At 59.9% G+C, this 22999-nt stretch carries 23 protein-coding genes and 5 pseudogenes; 18 read left to right on the forward strand and 10 right to left on the reverse strand.

Going from position 1 to position 22999, the window contains the following annotated elements:
* Window positions 1–119: 119 nt before the first annotated feature.
* From OMK73_RS06595 to OMK73_RS06635, 9 genes are all read left to right on the forward strand, one after another.
* Complete coding sequence (locus OMK73_RS06595) at window positions 120–1643, forward strand: aldehyde dehydrogenase family protein (protein ID WP_267601273.1); 1524 nt, start codon at window positions 120–122, stop codon at window positions 1641–1643.
* 134 nt (window positions 1644–1777) lie between these two features.
* Window positions 1778–2362, forward strand: a complete 585-nt coding sequence (locus OMK73_RS06600; protein ID WP_267601274.1) for an SDR family NAD(P)-dependent oxidoreductase — start codon at window positions 1778–1780, stop codon at window positions 2360–2362.
* Between the two features lie 20 nt (window positions 2363–2382).
* Window positions 2383–2535: an SDR family oxidoreductase gene (locus tag OMK73_RS06605; protein WP_267601276.1), complete on the forward strand. Its 153-nt coding sequence runs from the start codon at window positions 2383–2385 to the stop codon at window positions 2533–2535.
* Window positions 2536–2655: 120 nt separating this feature from the next.
* On the forward strand, window positions 2656–3651 hold the full coding sequence (locus OMK73_RS06610) for a Bug family tripartite tricarboxylate transporter substrate binding protein (RefSeq protein WP_267601277.1): 996 nt from the start codon (window positions 2656–2658) through the stop codon (window positions 3649–3651).
* A 130-nt stretch (window positions 3652–3781) separates the two neighbouring features.
* A complete protein-coding gene (locus OMK73_RS06615; RefSeq protein ID WP_267601278.1) occupies window positions 3782–3994 on the forward strand; it encodes a hypothetical protein in 213 nt (70 codons plus the stop codon).
* Window positions 3995–4178: 184 nt separating this feature from the next.
* On the forward strand, window positions 4179–5417 hold the full coding sequence (locus tag OMK73_RS06620) for an amidohydrolase family protein (protein WP_267601280.1): 1239 nt from the start codon (window positions 4179–4181) through the stop codon (window positions 5415–5417).
* Window positions 5418–5447: 30 nt separating this feature from the next.
* Window positions 5448–5732, forward strand: coding sequence for a hypothetical protein (locus OMK73_RS06625; RefSeq protein ID WP_267601282.1), 285 nt, complete (start codon window positions 5448–5450; stop codon window positions 5730–5732).
* A 90-nt stretch (window positions 5733–5822) separates the two neighbouring features.
* On the forward strand, window positions 5823–7325 hold the full coding sequence (locus tag OMK73_RS06630; protein ID WP_267601283.1) for an aldehyde dehydrogenase family protein: 1503 nt from the start codon (window positions 5823–5825) through the stop codon (window positions 7323–7325).
* A 319-nt stretch (window positions 7326–7644) separates the two neighbouring features.
* Complete coding sequence (locus OMK73_RS06635) at window positions 7645–8631, forward strand: Bug family tripartite tricarboxylate transporter substrate binding protein (protein WP_267601286.1); 987 nt, start codon at window positions 7645–7647, stop codon at window positions 8629–8631.
* Between the two features lie 644 nt (window positions 8632–9275).
* Here OMK73_RS06635 and OMK73_RS06645 read toward each other — a convergent pair.
* Together OMK73_RS06645 and OMK73_RS06650 are read right to left on the reverse strand one after the other, a co-directional pair.
* On the reverse strand, window positions 9276–9650 hold the full coding sequence (locus tag OMK73_RS06645) for a PHA-granule associated protein 4 (RefSeq protein ID WP_267601288.1): 375 nt from the start codon (window positions 9648–9650) through the stop codon (window positions 9276–9278).
* A 717-nt stretch (window positions 9651–10367) separates the two neighbouring features.
* A pseudogene (locus OMK73_RS06650) lies at window positions 10368–10538 on the reverse strand (Tn3 family transposase); the annotation flags it as partial.
* On the opposite strand from OMK73_RS06650, the pseudogene OMK73_RS06655 reads away from it, so the two are divergent.
* The 3 genes and pseudogenes from OMK73_RS06655 to OMK73_RS06670 all read left to right on the forward strand — a co-directional run.
* Window positions 10538–10819: pseudogene (locus OMK73_RS06655) on the forward strand (tyrosine-type recombinase/integrase); the annotation flags it as partial. The pseudogenes OMK73_RS06650 and OMK73_RS06655 overlap by 1 nt on opposite strands.
* Before the next feature lie 37 nt (window positions 10820–10856).
* A pseudogene (locus OMK73_RS06660) lies at window positions 10857–13819 on the forward strand (SNF2-related protein).
* A gap of 48 nt (window positions 13820–13867) precedes the next feature.
* Window positions 13868–14236 carry a calcium-binding protein gene (locus tag OMK73_RS06670; protein WP_267601289.1) on the forward strand — a complete coding sequence of 123 codons (369 nt, stop codon included), beginning with the start codon at window positions 13868–13870 and terminating at the stop codon, window positions 14234–14236.
* A gap of 143 nt (window positions 14237–14379) precedes the next feature.
* Here the strand turns inward: OMK73_RS06670 and OMK73_RS06675 are convergent, their stop codons facing one another.
* The 8 genes and pseudogenes from OMK73_RS06675 to OMK73_RS06710 form a co-directional block, all read right to left on the reverse strand.
* Complete coding sequence (locus tag OMK73_RS06675) at window positions 14380–14586, reverse strand: hypothetical protein (RefSeq protein WP_267601290.1); 207 nt, start codon at window positions 14584–14586, stop codon at window positions 14380–14382.
* Window positions 14587–14731: 145 nt separating this feature from the next.
* Window positions 14732–14959 carry a hypothetical protein gene (locus OMK73_RS06680; RefSeq protein ID WP_267601292.1) on the reverse strand — a complete coding sequence of 76 codons (228 nt, stop codon included), beginning with the start codon at window positions 14957–14959 and terminating at the stop codon, window positions 14732–14734.
* A 3-nt stretch (window positions 14960–14962) separates the two neighbouring features.
* Window positions 14963–15282: pseudogene (locus OMK73_RS38905) on the reverse strand (type II toxin-antitoxin system YafQ family toxin).
* Window positions 15254–15532, reverse strand: coding sequence for a type II toxin-antitoxin system RelB/DinJ family antitoxin (locus tag OMK73_RS06690; RefSeq protein WP_267601294.1), 279 nt, complete (start codon window positions 15530–15532; stop codon window positions 15254–15256). Before OMK73_RS06690 ends, OMK73_RS38905 begins: the two are co-directional and overlap by 29 nt.
* Before the next feature lie 254 nt (window positions 15533–15786).
* On the reverse strand, window positions 15787–16143 hold the full coding sequence (locus OMK73_RS06695; protein WP_267601295.1) for an SWIM zinc finger family protein: 357 nt from the start codon (window positions 16141–16143) through the stop codon (window positions 15787–15789).
* Window positions 16080–16337, reverse strand: coding sequence for a hypothetical protein (locus OMK73_RS06700; protein WP_267601298.1), 258 nt, complete (start codon window positions 16335–16337; stop codon window positions 16080–16082). Before OMK73_RS06700 ends, OMK73_RS06695 begins: the two co-directional genes overlap by 64 nt.
* A 37-nt stretch (window positions 16338–16374) precedes the next feature.
* Window positions 16375–16674, reverse strand: coding sequence for a tyrosine-type recombinase/integrase (locus tag OMK73_RS06705; RefSeq protein ID WP_267601299.1), 300 nt, complete (start codon window positions 16672–16674; stop codon window positions 16375–16377).
* Window positions 16675–16680: 6 nt separating this feature from the next.
* Window positions 16681–17565 carry a CapA family protein gene (locus OMK73_RS06710; protein ID WP_267601300.1) on the reverse strand — a complete coding sequence of 295 codons (885 nt, stop codon included), beginning with the start codon at window positions 17563–17565 and terminating at the stop codon, window positions 16681–16683.
* Between the two features lie 1087 nt (window positions 17566–18652).
* Here OMK73_RS06710 and OMK73_RS06715 point away from each other — a divergent pair.
* From OMK73_RS06715 to OMK73_RS06740, 6 genes and pseudogenes are all read left to right on the forward strand, one after another.
* The gene (locus OMK73_RS06715; RefSeq protein ID WP_267601301.1) at window positions 18653–19012 is read left to right on the forward strand and encodes a hypothetical protein; all 360 of its coding nucleotides are present in this window, start codon (window positions 18653–18655) and stop codon (window positions 19010–19012) included.
* Window positions 19013–19023: 11 nt separating this feature from the next.
* Entirely contained in the window at window positions 19024–19431 is a 408-nt protein-coding gene (locus OMK73_RS06720; protein WP_267601302.1) for a hypothetical protein, read from the forward strand.
* A gap of 67 nt (window positions 19432–19498) precedes the next feature.
* Window positions 19499–19846 (forward strand): annotated as a pseudogene (locus tag OMK73_RS06725) (lytic transglycosylase domain-containing protein); the annotation flags it as partial.
* A 642-nt stretch (window positions 19847–20488) separates the two neighbouring features.
* A complete protein-coding gene (locus OMK73_RS06730; protein ID WP_267601304.1) occupies window positions 20489–20743 on the forward strand; it encodes a hypothetical protein in 255 nt (84 codons plus the stop codon).
* Complete coding sequence (locus tag OMK73_RS06735; protein WP_267601306.1) at window positions 20701–21270, forward strand: XpsR family transcriptional regulator; 570 nt, start codon at window positions 20701–20703, stop codon at window positions 21268–21270. Before OMK73_RS06730 ends, OMK73_RS06735 begins: the two co-directional genes overlap by 43 nt.
* A gap of 609 nt (window positions 21271–21879) precedes the next feature.
* Entirely contained in the window at window positions 21880–22929 is a 1050-nt protein-coding gene (locus OMK73_RS06740) for an IS30 family transposase (protein ID WP_267601047.1), read from the forward strand.
* The last annotated feature ends 70 nt before the right edge of the window (window positions 22930–22999 follow it).

The following is a 22999-nucleotide window of genomic DNA, read 5'->3' on the forward strand; positions in this document are numbered from 1 at the left end:
CGAAAATATTGACGAGAGCGAGCTTCAGGCCTATAGTCACTTTCAACCTTCAGTGCGGCATGCCAGAAAGACATGCCGCACTGACCTCATCTTCCAGAGCCAGATGGTCAGGGAACAAAATGACAGATGCAATTGCAGATAAAGTCCGCCCCGAAAGCGTTGATGTTGATTCAGGCACCGTGCCTGTCGCGCACAACTTTGTGGACGGTGAATGGGTGAGCGCGATCAGCGGCAAAACCTACAAGAGGCTCAGTCCGTACGACCAGAACATCGTCGGCATCTACCAGGACTCGGACATTGCCGACGCGGAGAATGCCATCGATGCCGCCCGCAAGGCGTTCGACTTTGGCCCTTGGCCGCGCGCAGCCGCCGCAGAGCGTGCAGCCGTTCTCAAACGAGCGGCGGGCCTGCTTCGGCAGCGAAGCGACGTGCTGGCCACAATCATGACAAAGGAAGTCGGGCAGCCAAAGCGCGAGCAACTGAAGTTCGTGATGGGGGCCGCCGATACACTCGAATACTACGCGAACCTGGTTGTTACTCGCCGGGACGAAGCGGTCTATGGCCAGCATCCCGACGCCATGGGTATCGTAGCCAAGGAGCCTGTCGGCGTCGTGGGCTCATTGACCGCCTGGAATACGCCGCTGTCCGTTACGCACAAAGCCTGTCCGGCCTTGGCTGCGGGCTGCACGCTGGTTGTCAAGCCAGGACACCAGTCGCCTGGTGCCCTGATGTTATTTGCCGATATCCTCCATGAGGCCGGACTGCCGAAGGGCGTCTTTAACGTTGTTACAAGTGCGATTGACAACGGAGCCGTGGTCGGTCAAGCGATTGCCGGGAGTGAGAAGGTAGATATGGTGACATTCACCGGATCTTCCGCCACCGGCAAGGCTGTCATGCGGGCGGCAGCCGGCAACCTCAAGCGAGTCAAGCTTGAACTTGGCGGAAAATCGCCCCAGGTCATCTTTGCCGATGCACCTTCGTTGGAAGCTGCGGCGGCATCTGTGGCTAAGGGTATTGTCCGCCTGGCTGGTCAATCGTGTCAGGCGGGCAGCCGTGTACTGGTGCAGAGATCGGTTAAGGAAGAATTTGTCGAGCGTCTGCTCAAGCACATCGCCGCGACAAAGCTGGGGGACCCCATGGTCGAGGGCACCACGTGCGGGCCACTGGTGAACGAGGCGCAACTGCGTCGGGTGGAGTCCCTTGTGAACGAAAGCAAGGATGTGGCCAAACTTCTGGTCGGCGGCAAGCGCCCCCTCAGAGAGGATTTGGAGAAGGGCTTCTTTTTCGAGCCGACCGTATTTGATGATGTTCCACCTACGGCACGTATTGCGCAAGAAGAAGTCTTCGGCCCAGTTCTTAGCATCATGACTTTCGATGAAGTTGAGGAAGCCATCGAAATTGCGAATCAAACCATCTACGGACTGGTTGCGGGCTGCTGGACCCAGGACCTGAAAACGGCCATGTTGTTTGCCAGGCGCGTTCGTGCCGGAATGGTGTGGGTCAACGGCTTCCGGGACGATTCCATCCTTAAATACATGCCGGTCGGCGGCTTCAAACAAAGCGGTATCGGACGTGAAATGGGGCCGGAAGGACTCGATGAATTCCTTGAGGTCAAGAGCATCATGATCCGTTACAACAATTGAAGTTTTCGATTTTCACGAGGAACTAAAAGGGCATATCCAGTTTCGTCACTGGAACTGACTTTAATCCCTGACTTCATTCAATATTCGCAATGCGTAACCGTCTGCCGGGGTATCGCATATTAGGGTAGCTTTTTATGACCAAACGAGTAGCTGTCGTTACTGGCGGGGCGTCAGGCCTGGGTTGGGCTATCTGCCAGAGTCTGGCTCAGGACGGGCTCAATGTTGTTATTGTCGACCGCAACGCAGAAGCAAGTGCGCGTGCGCTCGAGTTGGTGAGCCGGGGGCTTTCGGCTTCTGCGGTTTTGGGCGACCTGACCGATCTGGATGCAATATCGGGGTTAGCCGCCGGCATCCTAGACAGGCATGGGCGTTGTGACGTGCTTGTCAACAACGCAGGCACACATATCAAGCGGGCCAATGGGCAGCGATTCGCTTTTGAGGAGATCTCAAGGAAGGAATGGGACCTTTCCATCGCGCTGCATATGACAGCGCCCTTGTTACTGAGCCAGGCTTTCCTGCCCGGTATGAAAGAACGTGGGTGGGGTCGCGTGATCAACATTGCTTCGCGAGTGGCACGAACCTACACCGTACAAGGCAGCGCTTTCTATGTCGCATCAAAAGCGGGGCTTGTGGGGCTGACACGGTCGATTGCCGGCGAGTACGCGCCCCACGGGATCACCTCCAATGCCATTGCTCCTGGACGATTCAAAACCCCCTGACCGATCGTTCGGCTGCCGACGTGAGAGATCTTTCGCTGAAGGAGTTGCCGGTTGGCCGGTTGGGTGAACCGATGGAAGTGGGCAAGGCGGTCAGCTACCTTGCTTCCGAAAGTGCCGGATTTATTACTGGTGCGGTCCTGGATATGAACGGAGGCGGCTTCATGGCACCCTGAGGAGAAACTTGCGCTCGCCACGACGGCGGGCCCGCCAGGTTGCAAGGGTGCTGTTGTGGCATCCCGCAAAAAGACAGGGAGCGAAAACTAAAAGAGGGTCCCTGCCGTCAAGGAGACATCATGATTTTAAAAGCGTTTTCCCACACCATAGTCGCGCTGATTGCAGCGTCCACCATGGTGGGTGTGACACAGGCAAGGGAATTTCCCTCTCAACCAATCAAGATACTGGTTGGATTTGGCGCAGGTGGTGGGACAGACACGATTGCCAGACTTTACGCACGGGCGCTGAATCAAGAACTCAACACTCCTGTCATCGTTGAAAACAAGCCCGGAGCATCCCAGTTGGTAGCCATTCGTACGCTACTGGCGTCTCAGCCAGATGGGTACACATTAATGCTGGCAAGCGGAAGCGCCCTGGCGCAGGGACCAGGGGTGCGTCGAGATCTCCCGTATGATCCGCTTAAGGACTTCAGTCTTATTTCCATGGTCGCCACGGCACCGGGCGTGTTTGTCGTAAATCCGAGATTGCCGGTGCGATCCATGGATGAGTTGATCAGCTACGCCAAGGCACACCCGGGAGCCTTGAATTACGGAACTGCCGGGGTGGGGGCGGCCAATCATCTGCAGATGAAGTATCTGGAGAATGCCACTGGCGTCTCCATGACGCACATTCCTTACAAATCGGACCAGGAGGTCACGCTAGAAGTCGGTGCGGGGGAGGTCCAGGTGGGCCTGAGCGTTCCGCAGTTCGTCATCCCGCTGATTGCCGCCGGGAAGCTAAAGGGAATCGCGGTAACGGGATCGAGTCGTCTTCATGCGTTGCCGAATGTGCCAAGCTTGGCCGAGGCGCACATTGCAGCGCTCAGCAGCATGCAAAACTACACCTTTTATGGGTTGATTGGCCCCAAAGGGATGTCTCCTGCGATTGTTGAGCGAATCAACGCCGCCGTAAATAAGGCCTCTGCTTCGCCGGATGTGGCAAAACGGCTACGCGAGACGCTATATTGCGAGCCTGTGGTTGGATCCACTGCCTCATTCCGAGACTATATGAACAAAGAGGTTGGAAAGTGGCGTGAACTTGGGAGGACCGTAATCATCGGTGCCACGGGGGACTGATCTTGATAAGTCAGCAGCGTGAAGCACGATTCCGAATAACGGAACCAGGATCCAAAGCATTGACACGCCACTATCGACCTCGGCCTATAGTTGCGCGGGTTTCAACAGAGACAGCAATAGGAAAAGCAAGATGTTGAGTCAAACCACTATCAAGCGCTATTTCGAGGCGCTGAGCACGCACAACGGCGCACTCGCGGCTTCCCTATTTACGGAGGATGGCGTGATCGACGACTTTCGCGGACGCCACCATGCCGGGCGCCCCAACATTGAGGTGTTCATCAACCAGGTGCCGGTCCTCGAACTGCAGTTCGTGTCGGACTTCATTGAAGAACCCCCCGTGTGACGGCGTATGGGTACATCCATTATCCCGGCAAGGAATCCGTGCTTGTCCGTTGGGTGTTTTCCTCTGGCGATGGAGACCAGATTGCGCACTTGAGCAACTCGCGCATCGAACTTACGCCGGCGGAGCGGGCAACCCCAAGGCGCACCTGAATTTCGTAGCAACACCAACGTACGGCAAGACGAAGATGAGCCAAGACACTGGTCACACACCTCTCGGTAAGGATGGACGGCCCGTCCGTGGTACACACCCGAACTTCTTCTTCGATGACGAGTGGCTGGCTCTCCGGACCGAGGAGGCGCTCGAACCTGATCTGCCAGTCGTCGATCCACATCATCACCTGTGGGAGCGGTCGGTGCCCTACTGGGTGCGTCAACTGCTTGAGGATCTGCGCTGTGGCCATAACATCCGTGGCACGGTTTATGTGGAGGCCGGGGCTATGTACCGCGCCGATGGCGACACGCATCGTGCCAGCCTTGGAGAAGTGGAATACGCCAATGGCGTCGCTGCGGCCTTCGCGAGCGGCTATTACGGTGCGCTGCGCGCCTGTGCTGGCATCGTCGGAAAAGTTGACCTGCGCCATCACGGGGCCGCTGCGGAAGAACTCCTTCAGGCCTGCATCGCGCGGGCACCCGATCGGTTTCGCGGTGTTCGCAATATGGCTGCACTGGATTCCAGTCCAGAGGTCAGCCAAATCGCCGTGCCTCCCATTCAGGATCTCATGCTGGACAGACGCTTTCGCGAGGGCTTTGCAAAACTGGCCCCTTTGCGGCTGTCGTTCGATTCATATTGCTACCATCCGCAGCTGCCGCAGCTTGTGGACCTCGTGGATGCCTTCCCGGAAACCAGGATCATCATCAATCACTGCGGCGCTCGCGTCGGCCAGGGGCCTTATGCCGGCAGGAAGGACGAGGTGTTCGCCGAATGGAAGACATCGATCCAGACGCTCGCCGAACGTCCCAATGTGTTTATGAAGATCGGTGGGCTGATCGGCCGCTTGACCGGTCTGACGTTCATTGATCAGGAGCTTCCACCGACCTCGAACGAACTGGCGGACGCCTGGAGGCCCACCATCGAGACGTGCATTGAAGCCTTTGGTCCCGAGCGCTGCATGTTCGAGAGCAACTTCCTCCGGATAAGTCCGGCGTGTCGGCTGTCGTCCTGTGGAATTCATTCAAACGCGTTGTCAAGGACTATTCCGACTCCGAGAAGGCACTGCTCTTTTCCGGCACTGCCATCCACGCTTACCGATTACCCGAGTCCTTGGGAAAGACGGAGTGAAGTCGGTGTGCTGTCAACTTACCGACGACGAGACAAGGCCATAAGTGGAGAGCCGACGGTTCGGAAAGCGCCAGACGCCGGGCTTTCAAGCAGTTGCTCGACGAACCCGGCCACTGAGCGCACAAGATTCGCTGAGAGCAGTTGATAACCAATTACAAGTAGTTGGAGACAAAAGATGAAGCAGTCTGTCTGTAATGTGCTCGCGATTCTCCCCTTCGCGATGGCATGCGCCGCCGCCACCTTCGCCTCGGACGCGTATCCAAGCCATCCCATACGTCTTGTGGTGAACACCGGTCCAGGCGGGCTGGTGGATTTCACAACACGCCTGATTGCACGGGAATTGAATCTGCAGTTGAAGCAGCAAGTGGTCGCGGCCCTGTTCCTCGCCTCCGATGAGGCAAATTTCATCACGGGCGTATCGGTGCTGGTCGATGGTGGCCGGATTCTGAACCGCATCTGATAGCACCCCCAGCGGCCACGCGCCACTTTGAGGGCTTGGTCTATCTTGGACCGCACGTAGAAATTTCAGGTTGTTCCCACGCGGTCCTGATTGAAGGAGACACTCTTGATCGAAACTCCATCCGCAATTCGGCCCGCTTTCCTGTCCAACCCGGACAAATTGCACTTCATTGACGGCAAGTGGCAATCATCGACGGCAGGCGAGAGCATCCAGACATTCAATCCCGCAACCGGCAAGGTGCTGGCGAGGGTTGCACGCGGCAGCCAGGCGGATATCGATGCCGCAGTGGCCGCGGCACGTCGTGCATTCGAGGGCCCATGGAGCCGCTTCACACCGCATGAGCGTTACGCGCTGATGCTTCGCGTTTGCGATGTGATCGAAAGGAATTTCGAGGAACTCGCCCTGCTCGACACGCTGGACATGGGCGCGCCGCTGTCGCGCACGAAGGCAATGAAGGATGGCCTGCTCAAGACCATCCTGTACTTCGCGAGCCAGGCGATGAACTGGTCCGGCTCGACAATCCCGAACTCTCTGCCTGGCAACTACACAACCCTGACGATCAAGGCACCTGTTGGCGTGATTGGCGGCATTACGCCGTGGAACGCCCCCTTGATCAGCATGTGGTGGATCATGGGCGGCGCGCTGGCAACCGGCTGCACCGCGGTGATCAAGCCCGCCGAAGACGCTTCGCTGTCCACCTTGCGTACGGCTGAACTGCTGGTCGAAGCAGGTGTTCCGGAAGGAGTGATCAATGTCGTGACGGGCAATGGCTACGAGGCGGGTGCCGCGCTTGCCGCGCACATGGGGGTCGACCGCATCGCGTTCACCGGCTCCACCGTCACGGGTCGGGAAATCATCAAAGCCTCGGCCGGGAACATGAAGCGGATCCAGTTGGAGCTGGGTGGCAAGTCGCCGGATATCGTGTTCGGCGACGCAAACCTCGACAAGGCGGTTCCGGGAGCGGCGATGGGCGTTTTCAATAATTCCGGACAGATCTGCTCCGCGGGAACAAGGATCTTTGTCCAGCGAAACATCCACGAAGAGTTTGTTTCACGCCTCGTCAACTTCACGAAAGCTATCAGGACCGGCGATCCGTTTGATCCCGCTGTCCAGCTTGGCCCACTTGTTTCCCGTCGCCAGCTCGACCGGGTGATGGCGTACATGTCAATCGGCGTGGAGGAGGGCGCGCGGCTGGCTATCGGTGGCAACCAGCTCGCGGGCGAGCTGGCCGACGGCTACTTTGTCGCGCCAACCGTTTTCGATAACGTACGCCATGACATGAGGATCGCTCGCGAAGAGATCTTCGGACCGGTGGCATCGGTGATTCCCTTCGACACGACAGAGGAGGCGCTACGACTGGCCAACGATACCGAGTACGGTCTCGGAGGCGCTGTATGGACCACCAATGTCGGTACGATGTCCAGGATGATCCATGGGATCAAGGCGGGGAAGTTGTGGGTCAATTGCTATGGACTGGCCGATCCGGCTGTCGGCTTCAGTGGCTACAAGCAGAGCGGCTATGGCATCAAGGGCGGAGCTCAGCACGTTGAAGGGTTCCTGTACGAGAAGAGTGTCTGCGTCAACGGCGACTAGGGCTGCTGCCCAATCCGGCAGGGAAATCCACAGTCGTCGATCCATGATTCCGGAACAGCAGCACTATGCAGGCAAACACTTACGACTTCATCGTTGTCGGTTCCGGTTTTGTCCGGTGGCGTGTTGGCCAGCCGACCTTCATCTCGGGGCACACGAGCGTGCCGCGCATGATGATCGGTGAATAGTGCGCGGATATGGTCCTGGCGGGTATCCGGGCACAGGGTGAGACAGGGCAGGGCAGCGTCCGCATTCTGGAAAGTACGACCATGGAAATGTAAGGCGCATTGCCCGCCACAAGATAATTGAAGCAGGAGACAAAATGCAATTCCAGATTTCCCGACGCGCGCTGCTTGCCATGGGTGCGGGCATCCTTCTGCCCCAATCGCTCTTTGCCCAGCCGACCGGTTCGCGTCCTATCCGCCTGCTCGTAGGATTCAGCGCTGGCAGCGGTGCGGACAACGTCGCCAGGCTTTACGCAGCGCATCTTACGGAGCTGCTTGGCGTGCCGGTAATCGTCGATAACAAGCCCGGTGCCTCGCAACTGCTGGCCATTCGCCCTATGCTCGCTGCACAGCCGGATGGACTGACCCTGACATTGGCGGGGGGCAGTGCACTGAGTCAGGGGCCGGGGGTTCGCAAAGACCTGCCCTACGATCCTCTGAAGGACTTCAGTTTGATCGGGATGATAGCAACAGCCCCCGGCGTATTCTTTGTTCATCCGTCAATCCCGGCTTCGTCGATGCGAGATCTGATTGTGTATGCAAAGGGGAATCCGGGGAAGCTGAACTACGGGTCTGCCGGCGTCGGTTCAGCAAATCACTTGCAAATGGAGTATATAAAGAAGGTCACCGGCATCGAGCTTACTCATATTCCATATAAGTCTGACCAGGACGTTGCGCGGGAGGTGGTTGCCGGCAGTGTGCACGTTGGGCTTACCCTTGCGCAGTTTGCGATTCCTTTCGCTGCGTCGGGAAGGCTGAAGGCGATCGCAGTAACGGGATCTCAACGACTATCGGCATTACCCAATGTCCCCTCCCTCGCAGAGTCGGGAATTGAGAAACTGAAGGGCATTGATTTTACCTTCTACGGCCTGATCGGGCCTGCCGGCATGGATCCGAACCTCATCACGAAGCTGAACCAGGCAATCAACCGGATCGGCGTCAACTCCGCTGTCTCCAGTCAAGTAAGGAAGCTGTACTGCAATCCGGTCCAGGGTTCACCCGCTGATTTCAGGCACTATCTTGAGACAGAGGTCGGCAAGTGGCGCGAGCTTGGCAAGACCGTAAAGATTGAGTCGAGCGCCTGATTCCGGTTGCATTGCGGCCGGGTCCCGGACAGAGTGCCGGCACGCGGGGGAGTTGGAAAGGGCTGCGGCCTCACCGGAGTCCTTGCAGCGCAGCTTCCGCACAGCCGAACAGGCCGTCAAGACATGGTGCGACCAAGTCAAAATCGCCGCGTAGAAAAACTTGACTCAATCGCTACGCAATCAATTCAGTCAAGGAATCTAGCGGACAAGAGAGTTGCTCGAGGGCACGGATGTCTGCTTTGCCCCAGTGCTTTCGTTTGCCGAGGCGCCGGAACGCGCCCACTTGAAAGAAGCGCGCGTGACATTTATCGAAGTGGACGGCAACGTCCCGCCGGCACAGGCGCCGCGCTTCAGCCGAGGGAAGACAGCCCCACCAAAGCCGCCAGGGGTGCCTGCCGCCGAGGGCCTGGCAGGCACGCGTGCAGGCTGGCTGGCTACCGGCAGCGGAAATCGAGGCTTGGCGCGCGCAGCGAACCGGGGCGGTCCAGGCTTTACGTTAGATGGCCGGGAAAGTCGGATTTGTAGCGAATGGCGCGACTCCGCTCCGATTGGAACATTGCACTCCGTTGGTCGCGGTTTGAAGTCGCCGGCGTTTTCTGCAGTAACGCGTCAAGTCCGGTTGCAGGCTACCAGGGGGAACGTATTCAATCTTCCCATACCGCCTCCACTTCCCGCATCAAACGCCCGGCGAGGATATAGTCCCCCAGTCTGGACGCCTTTGCCTCCAGGCTCTCCAACTCAGCTGTCGGCAGTTCGCTCAACTCAAACTGGCAATAGAGGTTTCGTTGCCGGAAGGTCGCTTTTGGCCACATTAGGCCGGCGACCAATGCCGTTGGCGATTTGACTGCGATGTTCTCTTGCCCGCGATATTCCACGCGTATCCCGGCTTTCTGGCCGAGCCGACCCAGTTCAATCGCGTCCTGCCAGCCAGTCTCATAGTCCAGTTCCACCACCGTCACGCCTTCAGTGCCCAGGAGTCTTAGTGCCTCCCCTTTGGTGCCAGCTCGTGCTGTCGCCATTGACTTCTCCACTCACATTCTTGGCGCATTTTGGGGAACACCCTGCGCCCCCCACAGCATTGTAATCGCCGGCGGAGCCTCGAGCCCGATACCGCTTTCCGGCGATTGACATCCGCGGCGGTTGTTGATTGTCGAGACGGGCAAGGTGGGGCAAGGGGAGGGGATAGAACTGCGATGTCGCCGCTCTTGAAGACACTTCATTCAGTGCGTGGGATGCCAGCCGTGGCAGTGGCATTGGGGCATATCCGCCCGGGTGCCAAGGTCATAGCCGTTGAGCCGCTGATGCACAAGCAGCGTGGGGGTCGCGGGAGGCGGAGCGCAGCTCACGCCGACCGGCGTGCGTGTGCTGGAGGTGTATCGCGCGATCGAGCGCGATGCAGAGCGCGCCGTTGCCAAGCGGCTACCGCAGCTACTCAGCTTGATCCGGCCCGACGCTGGCAATGAGTCACAATCCATGCCGAAGGAAGACAAGGTTGGAGCTCCCCACGAGGACGAGCGACGAAGGACGCCTAAATCGGCGTGACGCTCGGCCTCATCGCGACACCCGGCTCCGACGAACGTTTAACGAGCCGCCGCTAACCCATCTCCGGCAGCGGCCGCAACGGGCGGAATTCCCCCCTGCATTTTGTGAATTTTTTGCCACACGTAATCGCCGGTTGATGTGCTCCCAGCCGGGTGGCGACAGGTATGGCGGCAAGCCGGCGTCCACTGTCGTGCTAACGCCGGATAGTCGTCAGGGCTGCCGAGTATATACAGCTTTGTGTCCGCGAGATCGCAAATGCGGGGCGAGAACCGGAACCCGAGCATCAGGGCGAAGACGTGGTCGGTGAAGCCCTTGGTGTCCGTGTAGTGTTTCTGGATGCGCAAATCGGACTCGTGGTACAGCAGAAGTGTTCCGCCGGGCCGCCGACACACTCGAGCCAACCGATCCGATCGGCGCGGCCACACTACGCCGGGCCTCGACGCACTGGCTGCGGCACTCGGCGGCTTCACATCAGGCCGACGCCGGCACCGATATCCGCTTTATCCAGAAGAACCTCCGCCACGCCTCGATCGAGACGACCGGCATCTACCTGCACGCGGAGGATGATCGCCGGCATGCCCAGACCACTCAGGCGGGGTCGGAACCTGAATCCGTTGCCGTACCGGCCGGAAGCCTCCCCGCGTAGAATGCTCCTCGCGTTGTCAACCTGAATCCCTCGGTCGATGTCTATCTCCTACAATCCCAGGCAAATCGCGGAATGGCTGGATCCCTACACGGTGTCCAAGGCACGCTCCTATGCTAGCGCCGTCTCGGAGTTGCGCTGGATCGACGAGGACACCTTGGCGGGCCTGGTGCAAGGCACCCGCACGCGCCCGTACGACGTGCGTGCGTACTTCCACGACATCGAAGAAGACATGTGGGTGGAAGGGGAATGCACGTGTCCGGTCGGCGTTGACTGCAAGCACGTGGCAGCGCTGCTGATCGCCGGCCTCGCGCACCAACCCAAGCCAACGGCAGCCGGCGTGCGCGCGGAACTGGTTACCTGGCTGGAAGGTTTTCGTGCCAGACGCACGGCGGCCAATCCCGCGGCCAAGAAGAAGTCGGCCAAAGCCACGCATGCACTGGCTTACGTGCTTGGGCAATCCTATCGCGGCGCCGAGGTCTTTCTGTACAAGGCCCGCGCGGGCGCGGACGGTACGATTCGCTCGCTTGACGATCCGTGGCAGAACGTGGAGAAAGCGCTGATCGAGCCGTCGAAATTTGTCAGCGAGGAGGATCTGCCGATCCTGCGCGGATTGTGGCTGGGCCGCTCGCCTGGTGCCTATACCGGCAGCTTCAGACTGCAGGGCCCAACTGGTGCCGCCACCCTCGAGAAGCTGATCGCTACCGGCCGCATGTTCGCATCTTCCGCCGTGAGCACTATGCATCCCGGAACGCGCTGCCTGGTGCACAGCGGGCCTGCACGCGGCGCACAGATTACGTGGCAAGCGCAGCCCGACTCGCGCGTGCGGCCAGTCTTGCAGGCCGAGCCACCAGCCACCCTGTTGCTGACGACCACTCAGCCATGCTGGTATGTGGATGCGAATTCGGGCGAAGCTGGAATCCTCGCTTTGCCGTGGCCCGCGGAGCAGGTCGCGGATTTCCTGTCGATGCCGGCCATCACGCCGGACGAAGCTGCACTCGTTGGCAATGTGCTGCGCGAAGTTGCTCCCGACCTGCCTGTACCACCCGCGCATGACGTAGCGCCGGTGCAGGTTGTCAACACCGTGCCGGTGCCCATGCTGGCACTCGACACGTTGCCGACCTGGGCATCATCGCAGGATTTTGCAACGGTCAGCTTTGATTACGCAGAGCACAATCTCCCGGCGCACAGCCACACTACGCTTGTTCGGGCCTCGGGCGGCGAGGTCGTCCAGATCAGAAGAGACGCCGATCTCGAGCGCCAACGTCTGACTGAGTTGCAAAAGACCGGGTTTCGGAAAATTCGGGCCGATCATGTATTCGGGCCAAAGCCGTTTCCGGATGGCATGCTTGGCCCCGAGAATGACGAGGACTGGCCGGAACTCATGAAGCTGGTGCTGCCCGCGCTCAGGGCAAACGGCTGGCGCGTCGTGATGAGCGACGAGTTCCGGCACAACGTAATCGAGATCGAAGCGATTGACGGCAACCTGCGCCCGACTGGCGATGGTTGGTTTGACGTCGAGATGGGCATCACCGTCAATGGCCGTACAGTGCGCTTGGAGCCGCTGCTGGCAGACCTCTTTCGTCGCGATGCGCGCTGGCTGTCGGGCAAGCTGGATACCATCGCTGACGACGAAGCGATTGACCTGAAGACCGACCGCAACGAACGGCTTCGCCTGCGTGCTGATCGGCTCAAACCGGTCGTGCGCGTGCTGATCGACCTGTTCGACTCGCTCGGCACCGGCATGCGCATTTCCGAGTGGGATGCGGCCCGGCTCCATGCCCTGGATCAGACCGGGGGCTGGCAGTTTCACGGTAATGCATCGATCCGGCAGCTCGCGCAGCGCCTGATGGCCGGCCCTGGGGTGATCGACGTGCCGGTGCCGCGTGGGCTGAAGGCCGACCTGCGTGCTTACCAGCGCCAGGGACTTGCCTGGATGCAGTTCCTGCGCGAACACGAGCTGTCTGGTGTGCTTGCCGACGAGATGGGCCTCGGCAAGACCATCCAGACACTGGCACACATCCTCACCGAAAAGGAACGTGGCAGGCTGGACCGGCCTGCGCTGATCGTCGTGCCGACGACCCTCATGCACAACTGGTGCGAGGAAGCGCAGCGCTTCACGCCAAAGCTACGCGTCCTGGATCTGCATGGGCCCCTACGTCACGAGCGCTTTGACCAAATTGGCAAGCACGATCTCATCCTGACCACCTACGCATTGCTGTGGCGCGACCAGGCAATCGTTGCCAAGCACGAGTATCACCTGCTGATTCTAGACGAGGCGCACGCGAACTGCGTGCGCGACACCGCCTTTGCCTGACAGGGACCCCGCTCGAAAACCATCTTGGCGAACTGTGGGCCCAGTTCGATTTCCTGTTGCCCGGGTTCCTCGGCACCCGCCAGGACTTCACCCGACGCTGGCGCACGCCCATCGAAAAAGGCGATGATACGGTACGACGTGACCTGCTCGCGCGGCGTATCCGCCCGTTCATGCGCATCCTGCTGTTCTCGCAGTTCACCAGCATGCTCGACCTCATTGCGGCGGCCGTGGAAAAAGCCGGGATTCCGTATGTCGTGCTGACCGGGGATACCACCGATCGCGTCACGCCGGTCAAGCGATTCAAACAGGGCGAGGTGCCGCTTTTCCTGATCAGCCTGAAGGCCGGCGGTGTTGGTCTGAACCTGACGGCGGCCGACACCGTCATTCATTACGATCCCTGGTGGAACCCTGCCGTTGAAAATCAGGCCACCGACCGCGCTCACCGTCTCGGCCAGGACAAGCCCGTGTTCGTCTACAAGCTGATCACCGCCGGCAGTGTCGAGGAGAAGGTCGTCGCAATGCAGGAGCGGAAGGCGGCGCTTGCCGAGGCGATCCTGTCGGAAGATGCCGCCGGCGCCGTCAAGTTCTCCGCGGAAGACATCGAGGCGCTCTTTGAGCCGATCCCGGCTGCACTACCCGTCATGCCTGCGACGAAGTCGCGGTCTCGTACCAGGACGGGAACATAAAATGGCCTTGCTGCAACGCATTTTCGACGTCTGACCACCATCCCCCGCATGGCAAAGCCCGGAATCGACAACAAACGTGAACGGCGCATCTCGATGGAGATCGTTGTCGACGCGTACACCGAAGACGAATGTGCGATGGCGTGGTACTGCCATCTCGAGGACAGCTTGAGCTTCCCATTCGAAGCGCGGGTACGGCATCCTATGGCCGCTTCCCCGCTGCGCTCCGGCGAACGAGTCTCCGTCACTGGGCTCGCTCATGACCAGCTGTGCCGCGTCTCCATCTTTGTTCAAGTGCAGCACAACCAGCGCGAGATCGTCGTGCCCCTTGCCCAAGTCGTCCCGGTTCGCGCCGGCCAGAGTACGCAACTTGCTGTCTCAGACTGGCACTACTGGTGCGATCAAGGTTACAGCTTTTGAACTTCTCTCTGTCGCCGGCTGCGTCCTCCGACTGAGTTCCCCCGAACCACACAGGTTGATGGCCGGGAAGGGCTCGTTCGGCCCGCTCCCAAGGTCAACCGCACCCCGCAAAGCCTTGCCTGGTAAGGACTGTCGGGAGATTTTCAGTTTTCGGGATATGCAAAAATAGCCATACTGGATGAGTCCACCACCAGGTTATGGATACCTTGCTCCGTGAGCCAGCGGGGCAGCCAAAAGCCATCGCGGCCGGCCTCATAGCAACTGTAGATCGGCACGGACGTTGCCAACCGGCAGCGTACTTTGGCCTTGACGATCACATTCAGCACTGCGTCCTTGTCACCGGCTGCCACGGTATAGCGGCTCAGCCCCCGCACGGCGTTTGCCGGACGGCAGCCGCGCTAGTCTGTAGTGGGTTCCAGCGGAACCCGCAGCCGACTGACTGGGTGGGGCAGCGGGAAGTGGTCGCGCAGGTGGCGTGACTGAGGTTTTCGAGGATTATGCCGCCTCGATCACCCGTGCCACATCACCGTGGCATTCGGCGCACTTGCCAACCAGCAACAAGTCGCCACCCTTAATGGTGCCGCTGAAGTGGGTGATCGTGACTTCGTGGCGGCAGTGGGCGCACCAGACATTGGCCAGCAAACGTTGGCGGATGTTGGCAGGTATGGACTTCCAACGTAGGCGAGCCGGCTCGGTGAAGTCGGGTAGTGATTCAACGCCCATGGCTCATTCCTCGAACAAATCGGAGTGCGTGCCCGCGCGTACGAAGACGGCGGTGTTGCCCTCCAATTGGTAGATCAGCAGGAAATCCCCGCCGATATGGCATTCCCGATGGTCAGCCCAATCGCCTTTGAGCGGATGGTCCAGCCACTCAGGGCCCAGCGGCGCGTCGTTGGCGATGAGCAGCAGCATCGCCTCTTTGAGACGATTCAGGTCGTAACGGCCGGAGCGGGAGAGGCGTTCCCAGTCCTTGAGGAAAGTCTTAGTGTAGTCGCACCCCTGGGTGGTACGGCCCGCTTACTGCTGGCGGGCTTTTTCGAGGTCATCGAGCAAGGCGTCTGCGGATTCGAAACGGGCAGTCCGTGCCTTCATCATCGCGCGGGACTCTTCCATGGCCGTACGGGTCTGCGCGTTGGGCACTTTGAGTTCCAGCGGAAAGGCCTGGTCGTTGACCACACGCTTCAGGAGAATGCGCACAGCATCGGACACCGAAAGCCCCATGGCCGCCAGGGCCTCGCTGGCCTGCGTTTTGATTTCGTCGTCCACCCGAACGTGCAGCATCGTGGAATGAGCCATGATCAGATCCTCCGTTGACTCTCATTTTGTATCTCTTTTGCGATACAGTCAAGAACCTCGAGCCAACGGCGTGCACGGGTTGGACCGCCTTCAAGTGGCGTTCGCATAGTACTCACGGCGGAAGATGCGAACATGCGGCCGGTGGCGATCAGCTTCTCGAGGGTGGCGGCACCAGTTGGGCCCTGCAGTCTGAAGCTGCCGGTATAGGCACCAGGCGAGCGGCCCAGCCACAACCCGCGCAGGATCGGCAGATCCTAGTCGCAGACAAATCTCGGCGGCTCGATCAGCGCTTTCTCCACGTTCTGCCACGGATCGTCAAGCGAGCGAATCGTACCGTCCGCGCCCACGCGGGCCTTGTACAGAAAAACCTCGGCGCCGCGATAGGATTGCCCAATCACGTAAGCCAGTGCATGCGTCGCTTTGGCGGACTTCTTCTTGGCCGCGGGATTGGCCGCCGTGCGTCTGGCACGAAAACCCTCCAGCCAGTTAACCAGTTCCGCGCGCACGCCGGCGGCCGTTGGCTTGGGCTGATGCGCGAGGCCGGCGATCAGCAGCGCTGCCACGTGCTTGCAGTCAACGCCGACCGGACACGTGCATTCCCTCCCACCCACATGTCTTCGTCGATGTCTTGGAAGTACGCACGCACGTCGTACGGGCGCGTGCGGGTGCCTTGCACCAGGCCCGCCAAGGTGTCCTCGTCGATCCAGCGCAACTTCGAGACGGCGCTAGCATAGGAGCGTGCCTTGGACACCGTGTAGGGATCCAGCCATTCCGCGATTTGCCTGGGATTGTAGGAGACAGACATCGGCCGAGGGATTCAGGTTGACAACGCAGAGAGCATTCTACGCGGGGAGGTTTCCGGCCGGTACGGCAACGGATTCAGGTTCCGACCCCGCCTGAGTGGTCTGGGCATGCCGGCGATCATCCTCCGCGTGCAGGTAGATGCCGGTCGTCTCGATCGAGGCGTGGCGGAGGTTCTTCTGGATAAAGCGGATATCGGTGCCGGCGTCGGCCTGATGTGAAGCCGCCGCGTGCCGCAGCCAGTGCGTCGAGGCCCGGCGTAGTGTGGCCGCGCCGATCGGATCGGTTGGCTCGAGTGTGTCGGCTGCCCGGCGGAGACGCCTTTCGAGGCTCTGGCGCATCCAATCTCAGCGAGCAAGGATTCGAAACTCGTCCCGATTCGAACGCGTGACACTGGTCCCGAATCTTCGGCCCTCGCGATTGAAAACCTCAGTGAGCCAACAGAAATCGATCTCATGCGCGCGGCTTAACCGGAAGTGCCGGCGGCGTAGCGGAACCAGCGTCAGGTCGGTGAGAGTGCCGTCGTCGCTGTTGATCGTCAGAAAGTACATCAGCGCGAGATGGGCACCATATTCATTATGGCCGCTGATCCCCTCGTAATCGTTCACGAAATCACCGCATCCGTACAAAATGAGCTTGCCTGCATGTAGTTCAATGCTCTTGGCGTGATTCGAAGAGTGACCATGGATGAGGTCGACACCCGCATCGTCGATTAACCGGTGTGCGAATGCCTGCTGTCCCGGTTCCAGGTCATAACCCCAGTGGCGTCCCCAATGCAGTGAAGCCACCACTAGGTCACCCCGTTGTTTATGTGCAGCGATTTGTTCGGTGATGCGGCTGACACTTGCCTCCGAAAAATCAGGCAGCAAATTCACGCCGGCGTGAGTTTTCGTGGCCATCCAATTGCGTGGCGTCCCCGCATTCTCCATGGTGAAGGCAAACACTAAGATCCGTCCCTGGTTCGGCAGGGGAAGTATCGCTGGCCGGGCGGCCTCACTTGCGTCTCGCCCCGCGCCGGCAGTCCCGATACCTGCAGCGCGCAGAGCGGCGAGCGTGTCAGTCAACCCCGCATAGCCCCAATCGAGCACATGGTTATTGGCCAACACGGCGCAGTCGACCCCCGCAGTTACAAAACAAGGCGTATTGGCTGGGTGCATGCGGTAATGCACGCGCTTGTCTGCCCATGCGTCTTCCGAGGTGGTGATCGCAGTTTCCAGATTGATGATGCGCACATCTGGGTGCCGGAAGCTGAGCTCATCCAGCGCCTCCCCCAGATGTAGGCGTGGTTCACGGCTCTTGATATCGGCCCCGTCTTCCGCTCAGCCAGCTTGACGTAATCCAAGGCAGAGCCGATAGCTCCCTCACGCAGGGTGGGTGCGCTCGGGGTCGCGAAGAGTTGGTCGACTCCGCGGCCCGTCATGACATCACCACATAAAAAGAGGCTGTTTGTGGTCATCGTCGGTTCCTGCTCTTTGCTCAAGGTGCTCAAGGTTTGGATCGCCCGCGGAACACGGCTGCCGCCTGTCCTTGTCACCGCAGCGCGGCCTCGGCATTCGGGCCGCAAGAATACTTGCCTCGCCTTGCCTGTCGCCGAGCAGGGGCGACAGGCAAGGGGAGGGCGATCTCTGCAGGCAGGTGATCCGATGATAATAGTGCACTGCGCGCCAGTGGAGTCAAGCGATACAGGCTCATGGGCACGAGCCGTGTAAATTGGCACTGAACGGTTGGTTGCGCAGTGCCCCCGCCGCGAAGGCCAAGGTGCGAGCAGCGCGACATCAACACCTTGCTTCGCCCGCGACGCTCCAATTCGCCCCGCGTTCTGCCGTAGCCACCACATCGCGACCCATCTGTTGCGTCTTTCATACAATGACGGAGACTCATTGCGTCGGCCGAATGGGGCGCTCAGATGCGAGGTGACGCGACGACAAGGACTGCGCCGCACACGACGCATATGGTATCCCGGTGGGCCGGCCAGCGTCATGCTGTGCACTTGAGTCTCGCGAAAGTAGCTTACCCTGCCTTTGGCCGGGCGCGCTCTTTGTTGCTATCACGTGCCCGAGACGGCACAGCCGTTCTAGTTCTGCGCGGTGGGTTCGCCGCCGGTTCGCATTTTTCGTTATTTACTGCTTCTTCGGCGCCCGGCAAGCGTGTAAATTTGCTGCCGGAATCAACAAGCTTGTAAGAAATTGTATGTGCTGTATCGCAGTCAAGCAGTGCAGCGGTATGGCCTCGGCGGGGTCAGGGCTTTCGAATGGCACAGGGTCCCGAGTGGGCGGAGAAACGGCAGGGTTGCGCGGTGACCCGCGGGGTCGCTTGGCAATGCCACTGGTCGGCGTCGCTGCGCTGCTCGTGTTGACGGCCTGTGCACCTTTGTCCGAACCGCCAGTGGCTCCGGACCGAGGCGCGCCGGGGAGCGCGATGACAAGCTTCGTGATTCCGCCGGACGCGCTTGGTGCGCGCGATCCGCAACTTGCGACCGTGCTGGCCAAGGCGGGCGCGCTGGCGGCGCGTCAAAAGCAGCCAACGATCATCGTCACCGCGCTCACGCAGGATTTGCCGTATCTCAATCAGGCCATCTGGAAGGGCGTCCCGGCACAGCGGGCGATGGCGGTCCACCTCGAGAACCTGACAGCCGGCGCAAGCCAGCCGTACAGCGTCACGATCAAGGCGGCGCAATGAGGAGTCGCAGTATGCAACGCCTCATCCCATTTGTCGTCAGCCTGTCGCTGGCCATGCCTGCCCTCTCGATCGGAGCGAGCCACGATGCCCAGCCTGCCTGGGCCGTGCCCACCGCGGCCGCTGCGGACAGGGTCTATCCACCATTGCCGTCCCTGTCGTTGCTCCCACCCGCGAGCGCCAACGACGAGTTGGCCGGGCCGCGGCCGGAAACCAAATCCAGGAAGAGGGCACCGCTCGCGCAAGAGCACAAGAATGCGGGGCCAGCCCCGCGCCTGGTAGTGTCCGACGCTACGCGCGCGTACCTGGATAGGCTCGAACGTCAACTCGACCAAGCACTGCAGAAGTCATTCCCACCTGAGCCCGCGAACGACCGTCCGCGGTTGCACTCGGCAAGCGAAGTCCCCAATCGTGCGCACTAAAGAACCCACTACGGCGACCCGCTCGCGCGGGCGGCCGCGACACTCCTATGCGCTTACCCCGGTAGCGCTGATCGTGTCCCTGTCATTGTCCTATAGCACCGCCTGGGCCGATGATTGCTTCGAACAAGCGGGCGTCTATCAAGGTGTCAATCCATCCGTCTTGCGCGCTATTGCGTGGTTCGAATCGAAGGGAGACCCGAAGGCCGTGAACCGCAACGCGAACGGTTCGATCGATGTCGGGCAGCTGCAAATCAATTCCATTCATTTCGGCGAACTGGCCCGCCACGGCGTGCCACATGGGGCGCTTACCGACCTTTGTGTGAATATCTATGTCGCCGCCTGGCTGCTGAAGCAGAAGATGGTCAAGCATGGCAACACTTGGTGGGCAATCGGCGCATACCATTCCGAGTCGCCTTGAAAGCGAGACGCCTACGCGCGCAGCATCCAGCGGATCCTGTTGGCTTGGGGCGAACTGCCATTGCCCCACTAGCTAAACAACCGAAGCGAGAAAAATCACAGCCACGGGCCCGCCGATCGGCTTATCTCGCCGCCAACCCCAATTTATGCAACGCCGCACAGGACGCAATCTTCGCGGCGCGAAGCCGGGCCAGCTTTCCTGGTAATTGGCAGCGGTCAGAAGAACGAGTCGCCATGCTTCGAGAGTCAAGGTTGAGGCTAACGTCACGCACAGGAGGCGACAAGTTTTACGGAATGGTCCGGCACCCGAACCTCAATGTGGTCGTGGTTAGTGAGAAGGTCGAGCTGGATCGTATTCCAGCGGCGACTACCGAACGATCTGATTACCGATCCAGCCGGCTCTGGCGGCGTTTCGCGAAGAGTGGGTTGGTGGGAACACCGAAGCGCTGTTCAATGCCGTTTCTAGACAGAATTTTTACCCCAACTTCGTATCAGAAAAATCGGAGGTGCGGTTCGCAGGGCGTCGTGCCCTCGTTCTCTTGGAGATTCGCCGTTGCCCCCTGAACATACTGGCCATCCATACCAATATGTTTTGCCGCGATTCTAGGGGCGACTTTAGGCCCCACAGGATGGTAGAGACATGGCAATAGAGCAGAAGGTCGTATTTTCGCGCGAGCAACTCGACGCGTACTTCGCTTCCTACGTTGGTATGGAAGGGGAAATCCTGCAGCGCCAATCTGGTTTTGCGATAGTACCCCACATCCGGGGGGTGATGTTTTGGCGGCGCCCCTATATCCGCGTACGCAACCCGCTGCCTGGGACGACAATTTCCGGAACCAGCATCGCGACAGCATGGCGCGCTGGCAGTCGCATCAGCGGATCGCAAGGATTATGACGGCGGCACGTGCGCAGACTATCGAGGGCCAACAACACGGAGACGATTGGAAACGCTACTTCGACAAGCATCTCTATGGGCCACAAGGTGCGGAATTCAAAGTCAGCCTCTTTCCACTACCTGCCTACCTCATTGGACACACGCCTTGGTCTAAGGCATTTCGCGAGCAACCGGAACTGAGACCGAAGCAGCGTTACCTCGATCTTTGCCGTAGTGGCAGCCGCTTCCGCTTCATTGACGAGATGCGCCGGCAGCGCAAGCCCAAGGTAGTGGTGTGCCTGGGGGAGCGGCACACTGCGGACTTCGTGCGGGCCTTCGCCCTGGAGGCGGTGCAAACCGAACATTACATCCTGCAACCGGCCGATCTTGCCAAGACGCTGCAGGTCATGACGCACGACGACACGACATGGATCATCTGCCCGGCGCTGGCCGGTCCCTCCGGACTTACCTCGGACACGCTGCTGGACGCGATGGGCAAATATGTGGCGCGCTGGCTGCAGCCTGTCGACTTTCCCCATCTACGCTAGCGTACTGGCCTCGCTCCCGCATCGAACCGGCGGCTGGTTGTCTCTTTTACGGAAGCGCCCCTTGGGGAAATCGGAGCATGACATGCAAGCAAAATGATTCCCCCGTTAAGTAGGGGTGACGTGATTTTTGAAATGACTTACCCAATAATTTCTGTGAACGCAATGACAAGCCACTTATACCGATTCCTGCAATGGACAGGAGAAGCATGGGTGGATACGACACGACTGTGGACTTGGGCTTAAGCGTGCGATAGCCGCCGCACCGTTCCTCACGTGCACCGAACTGCGACATAGGCACGGCGGAAATTTCCTTCAACTTCGATTGACGTCAATGACTTTTATAGAGACAATCCTCTACTTAAATCTGATGTGTGCGATGTTTAAATCACTCGGTATCAGGCAATGTCAATAAACATGATGCTTTCGACTTGCGCATTCCTGCTGTTCGAGCTGGTTTGGTTTGTCCCGCTTTACCGCATATTTCGCCGCGCGCATTTCCATGCGGCGTATGCCCTTTAGCAATCATTCCGCTGGCGGGTCCGCTCGTTTGTTTATGGATGGCGGCCTCAAATCTGAAGTGCAACACCTTGCTTCGGGTAAGGTGCTCAGATGCAAAGCAGAACTTCGTACCAACAACTTCAGCCTGAGGAGCGCATGACGATTGCGAGCATGAGCCAGAGCGGTTCGAGTGTGCGGGCCATGGCCCGCACACTCGGGCGCTCGGCGGGCACCGTCAGCCGTGAACTGAGGCGAAACAGCTGTGCGCTGCGTGGCTACGCGAGCCTGCCGGCCCAGGCCATGAGGCAGGCGCGGCGGGTTCAGGCGCGCCCGGTAGCGAAGCTCGATCCGCAACACGCTCGGTGGGGCGCGGTGCTGACTTTGTTGGATTGGAAGTGGTCGCCGCAACAGATCGCCGGTATCCTTAAGCGAGTGTGGCCCGAGGACCCCAGCATGCATGTATCTCACGAGACGATCTACACGGCCATTTACGCGCAGCCCAGGGGCGAGTTGCGCCGCCAGCTCATCGCCTGCCTGCGCCATGGCCGCAGCACACGCATGCCACGCAAGCGCGGGGTTGATCGACGCGGGCAGATTCCTGAGATGGTCAGCATCCATGTGCGCCCGCCCGAGGTCGAGGACCGCGTCATGCCGGGCCACTGGGAGGGTGACTTCATCAAGGGCGCGGGCAACAAGTCTTCGGTGGGCGTGCTGGTCGAACGCAGCAGTCGTCTGGTGCTGTTGGCCAAGATGGATGACGCTACTGCGGCCTCGGCGCTGGCCGGCTTTTCTGCCAAGCTCAATTCGATTGCTGAGCCGCTGCGCCAGAGCCTGACGTACGACCAGGGAAAGGAGATGACGCGCCACAGTGAGCTCAGCGCCAACACTGGCGTCAAGGTGTACTTCTGCGATCCGCACAGCCCCTGGCAGCGCGGCACTTGTGAGAACACCAACGGGCTGCTGCGCCAGTACCTGCCCAAGGGCACCGACTTGTCCGTGCACACACAAGAAGAACTCGACGCAATTGCCGACAGCTTGAACAAGCGACCTCGTGCTACGCACGCGTTCCACTCCCCACTGGAGGTGTTCGCTCGTATGCTCAAACAAGTTTCTCACCCCCAACTTCAATTCACTGACGCGGGTGTTGCACTTGGGACTTGAAACCGCCGATTCTTTGTATCCACCCCTGGCCCCTAAAAGGTAAGCTTGTGCGGGTCTTTGAATAACCGTT

The sequence above is a fragment of the Cupriavidus sp. D39 genome, from assembly GCF_026627925.1.
Lineage (GTDB): Bacteria > Pseudomonadota > Gammaproteobacteria > Burkholderiales > Burkholderiaceae > Cupriavidus > Cupriavidus ulmosensis.